Origin of the sequence: Paraburkholderia sp. CNPSo 3274 (genome assembly GCF_024206475.1) — a bacterium.
In the GTDB taxonomy this organism is placed as follows: domain Bacteria; phylum Pseudomonadota; class Gammaproteobacteria; order Burkholderiales; family Burkholderiaceae; genus Paraburkholderia.
In genome coordinates this window covers 97,225-110,264 of sequence record NZ_JAMBPR010000026.1, presented here as the reverse complement: position 1 = coordinate 110,264, position 13,040 = coordinate 97,225, and the positions used below count along the sequence as shown (strand labels likewise).

Annotated in this window: 11 protein-coding genes and 1 pseudogene; 7 read left to right on the top strand and 5 right to left on the bottom strand. The window is 64.6% G+C overall.

Features of this window, described 5'->3' with window-relative positions; translation table 11 throughout:
• From M3I54_RS19545 to M3I54_RS19535, 3 genes and pseudogenes are all read right to left on the bottom strand, one after another.
• The coding region (locus M3I54_RS19545; RefSeq protein ID WP_254338755.1) for a hypothetical protein at positions 1-910 on the bottom strand (910 nt) is incomplete at its 3' end.
• A 356-nt stretch (positions 911-1,266) separates the two neighbouring features.
• A pseudogene (locus tag M3I54_RS19540) lies at positions 1,267-1,374 on the bottom strand (magnesium chelatase subunit ChlI); the annotation flags it as partial.
• Positions 1,375-1,584: 210 nt separating this feature from the next.
• Positions 1,585-1,842, bottom strand: coding sequence for an accessory factor UbiK family protein (locus M3I54_RS19535; RefSeq protein WP_028201802.1), 258 nt, complete (start codon positions 1,840-1,842; stop codon positions 1,585-1,587).
• A gap of 528 nt (positions 1,843-2,370) precedes the next feature.
• Between M3I54_RS19535 and M3I54_RS19530 the strand changes: the two genes are divergently transcribed.
• The 7 genes from M3I54_RS19530 (at position 2,371) to ptsP (ending at position 10,334) form a co-directional block, all read left to right on the top strand.
• Entirely contained in the window at positions 2,371-2,709 is a 339-nt protein-coding gene (locus M3I54_RS19530) for a P-II family nitrogen regulator (protein ID WP_028201804.1), read from the top strand.
• Positions 2,710-2,749: 40 nt separating this feature from the next.
• Positions 2,750-4,243 (top strand): ammonium transporter, encoded by a 1,494-nt coding sequence (locus M3I54_RS19525; RefSeq protein WP_254338753.1) that lies wholly within the window; start codon positions 2,750-2,752, stop codon positions 4,241-4,243.
• A gap of 392 nt (positions 4,244-4,635) precedes the next feature.
• Complete coding sequence (gene gshA / locus M3I54_RS19520; protein ID WP_254338751.1) at positions 4,636-5,925, top strand: glutamate--cysteine ligase; 1,290 nt, start codon at positions 4,636-4,638, stop codon at positions 5,923-5,925.
• Positions 5,926-6,047: 122 nt separating this feature from the next.
• The gene (gshB, locus tag M3I54_RS19515; protein WP_254338749.1) at positions 6,048-7,001 is read left to right on the top strand and encodes a glutathione synthase; all 954 of its coding nucleotides are present in this window, start codon (positions 6,048-6,050) and stop codon (positions 6,999-7,001) included.
• Between the two features lie 440 nt (positions 7,002-7,441).
• Positions 7,442-8,026 (top strand): PTS sugar transporter subunit IIA, encoded by a 585-nt coding sequence (locus tag M3I54_RS19510; protein ID WP_254338747.1) that lies wholly within the window; start codon positions 7,442-7,444, stop codon positions 8,024-8,026.
• Positions 8,027-8,111: 85 nt separating this feature from the next.
• A complete protein-coding gene (locus M3I54_RS19505; protein ID WP_254338745.1) occupies positions 8,112-8,381 on the top strand; it encodes an HPr family phosphocarrier protein in 270 nt (89 codons plus the stop codon).
• Between the two features lie 213 nt (positions 8,382-8,594).
• Positions 8,595-10,334 carry a phosphoenolpyruvate--protein phosphotransferase gene (gene ptsP / locus M3I54_RS19500; RefSeq protein WP_254338744.1) on the top strand — a complete coding sequence of 580 codons (1,740 nt, stop codon included), beginning with the start codon at positions 8,595-8,597 and terminating at the stop codon, positions 10,332-10,334.
• Between the two features lie 77 nt (positions 10,335-10,411).
• On the opposite strand, the gene M3I54_RS19495 is transcribed toward ptsP, so the two are convergent.
• Positions 10,412-11,173, bottom strand: coding sequence for a molybdopterin-synthase adenylyltransferase MoeB (locus tag M3I54_RS19495; RefSeq protein ID WP_254338741.1), 762 nt, complete (start codon positions 11,171-11,173; stop codon positions 10,412-10,414).
• A gap of 176 nt (positions 11,174-11,349) precedes the next feature.
• The gene (locus tag M3I54_RS19490) at positions 11,350-12,933 is read right to left on the bottom strand and encodes a S41 family peptidase (RefSeq protein WP_254338739.1); all 1,584 of its coding nucleotides are present in this window, start codon (positions 12,931-12,933) and stop codon (positions 11,350-11,352) included.
• Positions 12,934-13,040 lie beyond the last annotated feature (107 nt).

The following is a 13,040-nucleotide window of genomic DNA, read 5'->3' as shown; positions in this document are numbered from 1 at the left end:
CCCCGGAAGTCCCTGTGCTGGATCCCCCGGAACTCCCCGTGCTGGATCCTCCGGAAGTCCCTGTGCCGGATCCCCCGGAACTCCCCGTGCTGGATCCTCCGGAAGTCCCTGTGCCGGATCCCCCGGAAGTCCCTGTGCTGGATCCCCCGGAACTCCCCGTGCTGGATCCTCCGGAACTACCTGTGCTGGATCCCACGGAGTACGTCTCCTCGACGGTGCCGACTACCGTCTGTTGGCTCGTATCCGAATACTCTGTGCCGGTGCCAAGTACACCGGAGCTTCCCAGCGGTGCAGCGGCTGGAATAGGATCGACCTGAGTGATGACATCGACCGACCCGTCATCGTTGATCTGACCGACTTCAGCAGATGTCTGGGGATCTGTGAAAATCTGTTTTGTCTCCGTAACCGTAGTAGTGGTGCCATTCTCAACCACGGTGTCGGTAATGGTTTCGGTGGTTTTAAAGACAGCAGCGCCATCAAACGTCGCTGCCACAGGTGGGGAGTCCGTCAGCGTCCCTGATCCGGTGGCGGCAACGTTGTCGATCGTGCCAGAAACGGAGAAGTTCGCCGTGTCGCCGTTATCGACCTCAATGGCAACAGCGGCCTGCAGCGGCACCGAAACCGCTTGTGTCGACGTTGTACTGACATTGTTATTACCGCCCCCACAGGCACCAAGCAGCATCGCGGAAATCAGGGCTATCAGCGCGGGTCGCATAGGTACTCGCAGCGCGACATCGTCCGGATGCTCTGCGGCCGCCGGCGCATTGGTTAGAGAATCGCTTTGACCCCATACGGAACAGCTCGGCAGCATTGCAGGAGAAGTGACCAGCGTCGTAACCGAACATTCCATGACGACCTCCCAACTGACCTTGGTGGGGATATCAACCACGAAACGCAGACTCGCTTCCATGATATGCAGTTGGGCGTGCCCGTCCAAATAGACCTTGGTCCGATAGCCGCCGCTGCAAGTCTATTTACGCAAATGCGTGCTACCGGGCCAGTTTCTGCCGTTCGCAAACGCTGCAGCGTAGACATCCAAATGTCGCATCGGAACGACTTGCGTGCGTAGCTCGTCCGTCAGGTTCCGGATTAAAGCAGCCGTTCCAACGGCAAGTTTCCCCGGTCGCTGACCGGCAGGTCCTGGCCGTTTGGCGACAGCTCTGTCGCCACTTGCATCCCAGCGCTTTTACTGCGTCGCGCCATGACAACTCCGACCCGGGCCAAGAACGAGGGATTTCGGCCGTGCTTCAGTTAGTGCAATAAATTCCCCACCTTCGAAAACGACGGCAGCCCGTTGGCGAGATGGACTTCTACGGTGACTTCGGGCGCGCGGCCAGCAGCCGGCGCGCGGCTGCGCACCACGGCAAGCGACATGGGATTCTCCGGAAGATTCGCATGCGGGAGTGGCGCGCGTCGTACCAAGCTTCGGACTGAGCTTCGTACGTGCTTCGCGCGCCGCGCATGCGCCAGGCTGGTGAGGCGTATGCCCCTTTACGGTTCCATTGCGATCACGCTACGGATCGCTTGCGGTGGTGCGGCAGTGGCGCTGCACTCAATTGCGCACAGGAGTGCGCAAAGAAATGATCAGGAGGACTGGCTAGTCACCGGCAGCTTCTGCTCGAGCTCGGCCACGCGGCGCTCGAGTTCTTCGAGGCGCTGGCGCGTGCGCACGAGCACCTGCGTTTGCGCGTCGAATTCCTCGCGCGTAACGAGGTCCAGCTTCGAAAAGCCTTGCGACAACATTGCGCGAACATTGCGTTCGACATCGCGCGCCGGCGAATTCTTGAGCAGATCGCTCACGCGTGACTGCAGATCATTGAATACGTCGTTTGGTTGCTTCATTCGATTCCCCTTCGCTGCACAAAAAATGTGCAAGTTTTGTTTCGCCTGTGCCCCGCGACGGACCGTGATCGATCTTGGTGCGAACTCACAGGGCCACGGCCAAGTGTGCGCGCAACAGGTGCGCATCGCCGGCCAGTGTGCTTCGCGTTGTGGCCTGGCGGGCCACTCCCAGCCGCTATGCGGCTCCCAGCGCGGCAGCGATGCCTGAGAACACTGTAGCAACGTTCCCCCCGCCACGCCACCGCGTGCGCGCCACGCTGGCCGTTCGGCCAGACCCTTGCGCGCCGCGCCCCTCAAGGCGCGGACCGGCATTGTCCACGGCTTTGGGCGCGCTTGCATCGAAGTCCATCACATCGGCTTTGCGGATGAGTGCAGCAGATTGGCACGGGTGTTGCTAATACTGCCCCGCGCACCGAACGAGGGTTGGCTCACGGTGTGCCAGCGACGCGGCGAAGCATCATGCGCCGTTCGCAAGGCGCCCGTTGCAGAAGCAGACAAATGAATGAAGCAAACCACAGCGAGGACTACATGAAACTCATTACAGCAATCATCAAGCCGTTCAAGCTCGATGAGGCGCGCGAAGCCCTCTCGGCGATCGGCGTTTCGGGGATCACGGTGACGGAGGTGAAAGGCTTCGGTCGCCAGAAGGGACACACCGAGCTGTACCGCGGCGCGGAGTATGTCGTCGACTTCCTGCCGAAGGTGAAGATCGAAGCCGCTGTGGCCGACGACATCGTCGAGCAGGCCATCGAGGCGGTCGAACGCGCGGCCCGCACGGGCAAGATCGGCGACGGCAAGATTTTCGTCACACCGATCGAACAAGTGATCCGCATCCGCACCGGCGAGACCGGCGCCGACGCGCTGTAAAGCCTAAAGAGACCGAGACAAGAGGAAAGAGGAAACCGAGATGCGCAAACTTTTGATGTCCCTGATGATGGCCGGCTCGCTGCTGGCCGGCGGCGTCGGCGCCGCGCTGGCGGACGACGCCTCCGCGCCCGCCGCGGCCTCCGCGCCGGCCACCACCGCTTCGGCACCCGATGCGTCCGCAGCCGCTCCGGCTTCGGCGCCCGCTGCCGACGCTGCTTCGGCCCCGGCAGCCGCCGCAAGCGCCCCGGCCGACGCATCGGCAGCCGCAGCCGCCGCGCCTGCCGCACCGACCGCGCCGTTCTCGGTCGATTCGTCGAAGATCAACTCGGGCGACACCGCGTGGATGCTGACCTCCACCGCGCTCGTGCTGTTCATGACGATCCCGGGCCTCGCGCTCTTCTACGGCGGCATGGTCCGCAAGAAGAACGTGCTCTCCACGCTCATGCAGAGCTTCGCGATCACCTGCGTCGTCACCGTCATCTGGACGGTGGTCGGCTACTCGATCGCGTTCACGCCCGGCGGCTCGTTCATCGGCGGCTTCTCGCGCATCTTCCTTGAGGGCATGAACTACATCAAGGGCGACAAGGCGACGACGCTCACCGTGAGCCACCTCGCGCCGACCATCCCCGAGACCGTGTACTTCGTCTACCAGATGACGTTCGCGATCATCACGCCGGCGCTCATTACCGGTGCGTTTGCCGACCGCATGAAGTTCTCGGCGATGCTCGTGTTCATGTCGCTGTGGTCGATCATCGTCTACTCGCCGATCGCACACATGGTGTGGGAGCCGACGGGCTGGCTCGCCAGCGCCGGCATCCTCGACTTCGCGGGCGGCACGGTCGTGCACATCAACGCCGGTATCGCAGGCCTCGTGTGCTGTATCGTCCTCGGCAAGCGTGTGGGTTACGGCCGCGAAGTGATGGCACCGCACAACCTCGTTCTCACGCTGACGGGCGCGGCCATGCTGTGGGTGGGCTGGTTCGGCTTCAACGCGGGTTCGGCAGTCGCGGCTGACGGCCGTGCCGGCTTCGCGATGCTCACGACGCAAATCGCCACCGCCTGCGCCGCGCTCGGCTGGATGTTCGCGGAGTGGATCGCCAAGGGCAAGCCGTCGGTGCTCGGTATCGCTTCGGGCGCCGTCGCGGGTCTCGTGGCCGTGACGCCGGCATCGGGCTTCGTCGGCGTGCTGGGCGCGATCGTGATCGGCGTGGTGGCGGGTGTGGTCTGCTTCTGGTCCGCCACGTGGCTCAAGCACAAGTTCAACTACGACGACTCGCTCGACGCGTTCGGCGTGCACGGTATCGGCGGCATCATCGGTGCGCTGCTGACCGGCGTGTTCGCGGTGAAGGACATCGGCGGCGCGGATGGCAGCGTCATCCTGCAAGCCAAGGGCGTGCTCACGACCCTCATCTACAGCGGCGTGGTGAGCTTCGTCCTGCTGAAGGTGATCGACATGGTGATGGGCCTGCGTGTTTCGGAAGAAGACGAGCGCGAAGGTCTCGACGTGGTTCTGCATGGCGAGCGCGTGGAATAAGCGCGCCGCGCTCGATGGTTTGATCTAGCAGGGCAGCAAGCAGCGACCTGGGCCCGCCGTTTCGGCGGGCCCTTTTTCTTTTGCGCGCTTTGGCGCCGGGTGCGGCTTTGCTCCCGCGGGAGGGCGCGAGGGGGAATAAGCGCCTCGTCCGCGCGTTCGCATAGTGCCCCTTCAATCCGTGTGCCCAATTGCGTCGGGTGGCGCGGGCGGTCCAGAATGGATATTCGGCATGAATATCCGCGCGCGCGCAACGCTCGATTGACCCTACCGTGCTCACGGGATTTCATGACGGGATTCATGAGGGCAATCCCGTCTTGCATCTGGCGCAATCGTCCCCAGATAAACGGCCGGTTTCCCTACAATCAAAGCATTTCGTCTGCGAGTCACCCCTTATGGTCCCGCATCTGGTTACGGCGTTGAACGGCCCGCTCCTCGAGCTGGAGCAGCGCATTCTCGACGCGACGCCGGCCATCGAGCGCTGGTTCCGCCTCGAATGGCAGGAGCACACGCCGCCGTTCTACGCTTCGGTGGACCTGCGCAACGCCGGCTTCAAGCTCGCGCCGGTCGACACCAACCTTTTTCCCGGCGCCTTCCACTGCCTGCCGCAGGAAGTGCTGCCGCTCGCCGTGCAGGCGGCCATGGCCGCCATCGAAAAGATCTGCCCGGACGCCAAGAACCTGCTGGTGATTCCGGAGATGCACACGCGCAACGCGTTCTATCTGGAGAACGTCGCGCGCCTCGCCACGATCATGCGCCAGGCAGGCCTGAACGTGCGCTTCGGCACGCTCGACGAAACGATCGCCGGACCGGTCACGATCTCGCTCGCGGACGGCCAGAAGATCGTGCTCGAACCGCTCGAGCGGTCGCAGCGGCGCGTGGGCCTGAAGAACTTCGACCCGTGCTCGATCCTGCTGAACAACGATCTTTCGGGCGGCATTCCGCCCGTGCTCGAAAACCTGCACGAGCAGTACGTGCTGCCGCCGCTACACGCGGGCTGGGCGGTGCGCCGCAAGTCCACGCACTTCTCCTGCTACGACGACGTGGCGAAGAAGTTCGCCAAGATGGTGGGCGTGGACCCCTGGATGATCAATCCGTACTTCGCGCACGTGGAAGGTGTGGACTTCGAGGCGCGCACGGGCGAGGAGCAACTTGCGAGCGCCATCGACGCCGTGCTCAAGAAGATCGCGAAGAAGTACCGCGAGTACGGCATCACCGAAAAGCCCTATGTCGTCATCAAGTCCGATGCCGGCACGGACGGCCGCGGTGTGATGACGGTGCACGACGCCTCTGAGGTGGCCGCACTCACGAAGCGCGAACGTGCGAAGATGTCGGCCACGAAGGACGGGCTCGAAGTACACGACGTGATCGTGCAGGAAGGCGTCTACACGTTCGAGCATATCGGCGACGAAGTGGCCGAGCCGGTCGTGTACATGATCGACCGCTATGTCGTGGGCGGCTTCTACCGCGTGCACGGCAGCCGCGAGCGCGACCAGAACCTGAATGCGCCGGGCATGCATTTCGTGCCGCTCGGCTTCGAGCACACGGCGCTGCCCGACACGCGCGCGCAAGCGGGTGCGGCGCCGCCGAACCGCTTTTACATGTACGGCGTGGTGGCGCGGCTCGGGTTGCTGGCGGCCTCGGTCGAGCTGGAGAAGACCGACCCCGAGGCGATCCAGGTCTGACCCAGCCGTATCATTCACACAATTGAACGCAGCGCCCGCCACCGTGCGGGCGTTGCCGTCATGAAAGCAGGCACCACACCAGGCGCCACGCAGCGACAAGACAGGGACAAGGCAGAGACGATATGGACATTCTCTTCATCGCCGATCCGCTCGAGCGGTTCAAGATCTACAAGGACTCGACCTACGCGATGATGGCCGAGGCCGCGAAGCGCGGCCACACGCTCTTCGCGTGCGAGCCTCAGCACCTCGCGTGGGTGAACGGCCAGGTGGCGGCCGACGTGCGGCGCTTTGCAATCGTCGGCGATACGGCAGACCTGCATCGCGAAACCTGGTTCGAAGCGACGGCCGATTCGCGCGCGCTCACCGGCTTCGACGCCGTCGTCATGCGCAAGGACCCGCCGTTCGACATGGAGTACGTGACGTCCACGTGGCTGCTGGAGATCGCCGAGCGCGCAGGCGCGAAGATCTTCAACAAGCCGCAGTCGATTCGCGATCACTCGGAAAAGCTCGCCATCGGCGAATTTCCGCAGTTCGTCGCGCCTACGCTCGTGACGCGCAGCGCGGCGCGCCTGCGCAAGTTCCATGAAGAGCACCAGGACGTGATCCTCAAGCCGCTCGACGGCATGGGCGGCATGGGCGTGTTCCGCGTGAAAGCGGACGGTATGAACCTCGGCTCGATCATCGAGATGCTGAGCCACGACGGCGCGCGCAGTGTGATGGCGCAGAAGTTCATCCCCGAAATCAAGGCTGGCGACAAGCGCATTCTGCTGATCGGCGGCGAGCCGGTGCCGTATTCGCTCGCGCGTATTCCTCAGGGCAATGAAGTGCGCGGCAATCTCGCGGCGGGCGGACTTGGCGTTGCGCAGCCGCTCACCGCACGCGATATAGAGATCGCCAAAGCCCTCGGCCCGACGCTCGCGGCACGCGGTCTGCTGCTCGTGGGGCTCGATGCCATCGGCGACTGGCTCACCGAGGTCAATGTCACGAGCCCGACGTGTTTCCGCGAAATCATGGAGCAGACGGGCTTCGACGTGGCCGCCATGTTCATCGACGCGCTGGAGCGCGCGGCGGCCTGAATCTGGCCTGAATCTGGCTTGGGAGCGCGGGCCGGGGCGCATTTGAAGCCCGCACCTGGAGGCGCGGACTTGAAAGCCGCGTGTATGGCTGCATTTGCCAGACGTGGGCGCCTTGCAGGGTGGGCGCCCCATCGAGACTTTGGCTGGCGGGCAGTTTCGGACCACGAAAGGTCGAGCAAGTGTGCTGTGCGTGTGAATGGCGCGCGACATCTGTCGCCGCTGTGAGCAGAACCGCCTCGCGTGCGCGAAAATGACCCTGCTACAATGCCGCGAGCCCGCGTTCCGGGCTGGCAAGCCGGCGTCGACAAGACGTTTTGGCTGCCGCGCGGCGCGTGTTCCGACCCTGCGAGCTCACGGCTGGCCGCGGGGTTGGCGCTGCAGGACGTGATCTACGGGTCGTCCGAGCATCAACCGGAGCCGTTTTTTGCAGTCAAGCTGACATGGCAGGGATTCTGATCATTGCGCACGCACCGCTCGCCACCGCGCTACGCGAGTGCATCGCGCATATCTATGGCGGTTGTCCGGCGCGCATCGGCGCGCTCGACGTGCTCCCCGACAGCGACCCGGCAGAAGTGGTCGCCAAGGCGAATTCGGAGATCGAGCGCTTGCGCGAGGACAATGGCGCGCTCGTGCTGACCGACATGTTCGGCGCCACGCCTTCGAACATCGCGGCGCGCCTCGCCACGCTGCCCGAAGTGCGCGTGCTGGCCGGCGTGAATCTGCCGATGCTGGTGCGCGCTGTGTGCTACCGTGCAACGCCGCTCGACACGCTCGTCGAAAAGGCGCTGGCTGGCGCGAGCAAGGGCGTCCAGACCATCGGCCCGACCATGCCGCCCGTTGCGGCCGCTGCGAGCGAATGCGGCTGCCCGCCCACGCCCTGCACTGAAGCCGCTGCCGACGCGACGAAGCTCGCCGCGAATCAGGCGGCCGGCCAGAGCGCAAGCCAGCCGGCCGCCGCGACGCTGGGCGCGGCTTGTACCAGCGGCGTCGCGGCTGGCGTGTTCAGGCCAGCTGGCAGCACCTGAACCGGCGGCGCGCCACTGAAAGCCAAAAACAAGGCACACCGAAAGAACCCAGTCACACTTCCACACACCGCGTCCGGATCGACCTATGCTGCAACAAGAAACGACCATCGTGAACAAACTCGGCCTGCACGCGCGGGCGTCGGCGAAGCTGACGCAGCTCGCAGGCAACTATCAGTCGGAAATCTGGATGAGCCGCAACGGCCGCCGCATCAATGCCAAGAGCATCATGGGGGTCATGATGCTGGCGGCAGGCATCGGCAGCACGGTGATGATCGAAACCGAAGGCCCGGACGAGGTCGACGCCATGAGCGCGCTGCTCAAGCTGATCGCCGATAAGTTTGGTGAAGGTCAGTAATACGCGCGTGGTCATTGCGCCTTGCTCGGAACGCCGCGGTTTGCCGCGGCGTTTTTGTTTGCGGGCAGCGGACTGCTGCACAAGGCCGCAGTCAGGCGAGAACACGCGTGCATGGCTACATTCGGCCGCGCTGGAATTTATAATCATCGCCGGGGTCTGAGAGAGCGCATTGCAGCGGTTTGCCGCAGCATCAAATAACCAGAGGAGGTGCGCGTGCCGTTCACGCTGCATGGAATTCCCGTATCACGCGGTATAGCCATCGGGCGAGCATATCTGATCGCCCCGGCTGCACTCGACGTCGACCATTACGTCATCGAGCACGCGCAGATCGAAGACGAAATCGAGCGCTTTCGCGCGGCGCTCCACGCCGTGGAGCGGGAGCTCGCCACGCTGCGCGCCGACCTCGCCGCCGACGCCCCTTCCGAAATGGGCGCATTTATCGGCGTTCACCTCATGATCCTGAACGACGTGATGCTCGTGCAGGAGACCATCGATCTCATCCGCACGCGCCGCTTCAATGTGGAGTGGGCGCTTACCGAACAGCTCGAACGCCTCTCGCGTCACTTCGACGACGTAGAGGATGAGTACCTGCGCGAGCGCAAGGCCGATATCGAGCAGGTCGTGGAGCGCGTGCTGAAGTCGCTCGCGGGCGCCATGCCCCCTTCGCTGCACGGCGGTTGCGACGAGATGATCGTCGTCGCGCACGACATCGCGCCTGCCGACATGCTGCAGTTCAAGGGGCAAACCTTCCAGGGTTTCGTCACCGATCTGGGCGGGCGCACCTCGCACACGGCCATCGTGGCGCGCAGCCTCGGCATTCCGGCGGCGGTGGGCGTGCAGCAGGCGAGCGCGCTGATCCGTCAGGACGATCTCATCATCGTCGACGGCGACCATGGCGTCGTGATCGTCGATCCCGCGCCCATCGTGCTCGAGGAGTACACCTACCGGCAAAGCGAGATGGCGCTCGAGCGGCGCAAGCTGCAGCGCCTGAAGTTCTCGCCCACGCAAACGCTGTGCGGCGCGAAGATCCAGCTCTACGCGAACATCGAGCTGCCTGACGACGCACAGGCCGCGCTCGACTCGGGCGCGACGGGCGTGGGCCTCTTTCGCACCGAGTTCCTGTTCATGAACCACAAGAACCACTTGCCGGAGGAGGACGAGCAGTTCGCCGCCTACCGCCGCGCGGTGGAGCTCATGAACGGGCTGCCCGTGACGATCCGCACGATCGACGTGGGCGCGGACAAGCCGCTCGACGCCATGAGTACGGGCGACGGTTACGAGACGGCCGCGAACCCGGCGCTCGGCCTGCGCGCGATCCGCTGGAGCCTGTCCGAGCCGCAGATGTTCCTCACGCAGCTGCGGGCGATCCTGCGCGCCTCGGCGTTCGGTTCGGTCAAGATTCTGATTCCGATGCTCGCGCACGCGCAGCAGATCGACCAGACGCTCGACCTGATCCGCGAGGCGAAGCGTCAGCTCGACGACGCCGGTTTTGCCTACGATCCCAATATCCAGATCGGCGCGATGATCGAGATTCCGGCGGCGGCGCTCGCGCTGCCAATGTTCCTGCGCCGTCTCGACTTCCTCTCGATCGGCACCAACGACCTGATTCAGTACGCACTCGCCATCGACCGGGCCGACAATGCGGTGGCCGACCTGTACGATCCGCTGCATCCGGCCGTGCTGCAGCTGATCGCGCATACGCTGCGCGAGGCGAAGCGCGCGGGCGTGCCGGTTTCGGTGTGCGGGGAGATGGCGGGCGACCCGTCGTTCACGCGTTTGCTGCTCGGCATGGGTCTCACCGAGTTTTCGATGCACCCGAGCCAGTTGCTCGTGGTGAAGCAGGAGATCCTGCGCTCGCAACTCAAGACGCTGGAAAAACCGGTGGCGGAGGTGCTGGCCGCTTACGAGCCCGAGGAATTGGAGGCAGCGCTGCTGCGTGTGGCACAGGCCTGAGCGTCCACACACATACGCGAAAATGAACAAAGCCCCGGCATGTCCGGGGCTCTTTTATGCCTTGGCTCGCGCGCGCTTCAGGGGTGCCGGTGACGCTCGCCGCACACCGGACAGTCTGGCTGCCGTGCCACGCGCATCGTGTTCCACTCCATGCGCAGCGAGTCGAGCATCATGAGCCGCCCGACGAGCGTTGCACCGATGCCGCCGATCACGCGCAGCGCCTCGGCAGCCTGCATTGCGCCGATGATGCCCACTGTGGGCGCGAACACGCCCATCGTCGAGCACGCCACTTCCTCGAACGGCTGGTCTTCGGGAAACACGCAGGCGTAGCAGGGCGAGGCGTCGTCGCGGAAGTCGAACGTGCTGATCTGTCCGTCGAAGCGCAACGCAGCGCCCGAGACGAGCGGCACGCCGTGCTTCACGCACGCGCGGTTGATGGCGTGACGCGTGGCGAAGTTGTCGGTGCAGTCGAGCACGACGGTCGCGCCCGGCACCTGCGCGTCGAGCCACGCATCGTCGATGCGTGTTTGCAGCGCGTTCACCTTCACCTCGGGATTCAGGCGCGCGATGGCGTCGCGGCCCGACTCGACCTTCGCGCGGCCGACCGACGCCGTCTCGTGCAGGATCTGCCGCTGCAGGTTGGTGAGGTCGACGGTGTCGTTGTCGACGAGCGTGAGCGTGCCCACGCCCGAGGCCGCGAGATACATCGCCGCCGGCGATCCCAGGCCGCCCGCACCCACGACGATCGCATGCGCGTCGAGAAAGCGCTGCTGCGCCTCGATGCCGATCTCGTCGACGAGGATATGGCGGGAATAGCGAAGGAGTTGGTCGTCGTTCATCGCGATGCGCTGGTTCGATGGCGCTGCGATGGACCTCGAGAGCCTGGATGGCCCTGAATGGGGAAGCGCGCGCCGGGGAAATACCGTGCCGTTATTGTAACGACGCCAGCGGCTGGAGGAGGGGCGGCCTCGCGACCGGCGCACAGGACGCGCGGGTCGCGAGGCGGTACGGCGTGTTACTTGGCCGGAGCCGGAGCGGAGGCCGGCGCGGCGGCGGAGCCCGGAGCCGGCGCCATGATGAGGGCACCCGGCTTCACGGCGATCGGCGCGGAGGCCGAGGTAGGCGGCTTCTGCTGCGCGAGGCGGCGCTCCATCGGCGACTTCGATTCGGCCACCGGCTTGCCCTGGAGCTTGTTCAGCGCCTGCTGGAGCATGAAGTCGTCGGTGGAACCGAACTCGACCGGCTTGCGCTCGCGATCCTTCTGGCGCTGCTCCGGCGTCTTCTTGTCGTTCTGCTCTTCGAGCTGTCGCAGCATGTCCATGCGCTCCTGCTCGCGCACGTCCTGCTCCTTCTTCTCGTCCGGATCCTGCGTATTGGCGAGGTGGTTCTGGTAGTCCACTTCGCGCGTGACGAGTGCGTCGTCCGGATCGCCATCGGCGTACTGGTCGACCGCGATATCAGGACGGATGCCCTTGTTCTGGATCGAGCGGCCGCTCGGCGTGTAGTAGTACGCCGTGGTCAAGCGCAGCGCCGTGTCGGCCGTCATCGGGCGCACGGTTTGCACCGAGCCCTTGCCGAACGTCGTCTTGCCGGCGATGAGCGCACGCTTCGAGTCCTGCAGCGCGCCCGCCACGATTTCCGAGGCCGACGCCGAGTAGGCGTTGGTCAGCACGACCATCGGCACGGTCTTGAACTCGGCCGCCTCGCCCTTGAGCGGATCGCCGTCGAACGACGGCAGGCGGTAGTTCTCGTAGGTGTCGCGGTAGACCTGCTTCGAGTCCGGGATCTGGCCGTTCGTCGAGACGACGACCGAATCCGGCGGCAGGAACGCGCCCGCCACGCCCACGGCGCTTTGCAGCAGGCCGCCGCCGTTGTTGCGCAGGTCGAGAATGATGCCCTTGAGGTTCGGTTCCTGGCGCGCGATGTCTTGCAGCTTCTGGGCGAGGTCGGGGACCGTGCGCTCCTGGAAGCTCGTGACGCGGATGTACGCGTAGCCCGGCTGCAGGATCTTCGACTTCACGCTCTGCACCTTGATGATGGCGCGCGTGATGGTGAGCGGGAAGGTGCGGTCGTCGGTCTTGCGGAAGATCGTGAGCGTGACCTTCGTGCCCGGGTCGCCGCGCATCTGCTTGACCGCCTGGTCGAGCGTCATGCCGCGCACCGGCTTGTCGTTGATACGCGTGATGAGGTCGCCCGGACGGATGCCGGCGCGGTACGCGGGCGTGTCTTCGATCGGCGAGATGACCTTGATCAGGCCGTCTTCCGACGAGATTTCGATGCCGAGGCCCGCGAAGCGACCCTTGGTCTGCTCCTGGAGCTCCTGGTAATCGGTCTTGTCGAGATACGACGAGTGTGGGTCGAGGCTCGACACCATGCCCTTGATGGCGGCGGTGAGGAGCTTCTTGTCGTCCACCGGCACGACATACTCATGCTTGATTTGACCGAACACTTCGGCGAAGAGCCTCAGCTGGTCGAGCGGCAGCGGTTCTACGACCGTCTGCTGGGTTTGCTGCGCCTCGGCGGAAATCTGCAGGGTGGCGAATACGCCGGTTGCGAGGCCAGCGGCGATCAGGCCGATGTTTTTCAGGTTCTTTCGCATAGAGTATGTTGCGTGCGGTCGAAAAGGCGCGTGGCAGCGTCTATTGGAAAAGCGACGGACAAGTATAACTGCACACCCGCCGTGGCTGTGTATATGGCGCGTACGAT

Coding starts and splice junctions, on each gene's coding strand:
- M3I54_RS19525 (WP_254338753.1), top strand. CDS start 2,750: ATGCGCAAACTTTTGATGTCCCTGATGATGGCCGGCTCGCTGCTGGCC.
- gshB (WP_254338749.1), top strand. CDS start 6,048: ATGGACATTCTCTTCATCGCCGATCCGCTCGAGCGGTTCAAGATCTAC.
- M3I54_RS19530 (WP_028201804.1), top strand. CDS start 2,371: ATGAAACTCATTACAGCAATCATCAAGCCGTTCAAGCTCGATGAGGCG.
- M3I54_RS19510 (WP_254338747.1), top strand. CDS start 7,442: ATGGCAGGGATTCTGATCATTGCGCACGCACCGCTCGCCACCGCGCTA.
- M3I54_RS19505 (WP_254338745.1), top strand. CDS start 8,112: ATGCTGCAACAAGAAACGACCATCGTGAACAAACTCGGCCTGCACGCG.
- gshA (WP_254338751.1), top strand. CDS start 4,636: ATGGTCCCGCATCTGGTTACGGCGTTGAACGGCCCGCTCCTCGAGCTG.
- M3I54_RS19495 (WP_254338741.1), bottom strand. CDS start 11,173: ATGAACGACGACCAACTCCTTCGCTATTCCCGCCATATCCTCGTCGAC.
- M3I54_RS19490 (WP_254338739.1), bottom strand. CDS start 12,933: ATGCGAAAGAACCTGAAAAACATCGGCCTGATCGCCGCTGGCCTCGCA.
- M3I54_RS19535 (WP_028201802.1), bottom strand. CDS start 1,842: ATGAAGCAACCAAACGACGTATTCAATGATCTGCAGTCACGCGTGAGC.